The organism is Pedobacter sp. ASV12, from assembly GCF_016429155.1.
Taxonomy (GTDB): domain Bacteria; phylum Bacteroidota; class Bacteroidia; order Sphingobacteriales; family Sphingobacteriaceae; genus Pedobacter.
This window is the reverse complement of sequence record NZ_JAELUC010000343.1, coordinates 1-398: the sequence shown is the minus strand read 5'-3', so window position 1 is coordinate 398 and position 398 is coordinate 1. Positions and strand designations below refer to the sequence as shown.

General features: G+C 69.1%; 1 protein-coding gene. It reads right to left on the bottom strand.

The window, feature by feature from the left end; genetic code table 11:
• Positions 1-398 (bottom strand): hypothetical protein (locus JHD69_RS20600; RefSeq protein ID WP_199142176.1); only part of this gene is annotated, 398 nt, incomplete at both ends.

The following is a 398-nucleotide window of genomic DNA, read 5'->3' as shown; positions in this document are numbered from 1 at the left end:
CCCCCCCCCCCCCCCCCCCCCCCCCCCCCCCCCCCCCCCCCCCCCCCCCCCCCCCCCCCCCCCCCCCCCCCCTTCTTTTCCAGCCGTTGAGGGCATACGCGATCATGAGTACTGTCTCGTGGGCTCGGAGATGTGTATAAGAGACAGCGTCTACATTTCGGGCAACGATAATCGAATCGAGCTGCATGGCTGGATTAAAAAGGTTGCTGGTATTGTTGTTGACCTGGTTCGAAGCCCGGTTCATGCCACTGCTGTCTCTTATACACATCTGACGCTGCCGACGAACCACGACATGGGTAGAGATCGGGGGGGGGCGGGGGATGGAAAAAGGGGGGGGGGGGGGGGGGGGGGGGGGGGGGGGGGGGGGGGGGGGGGGGGGGGGGGGGGGGGGGGGGGGG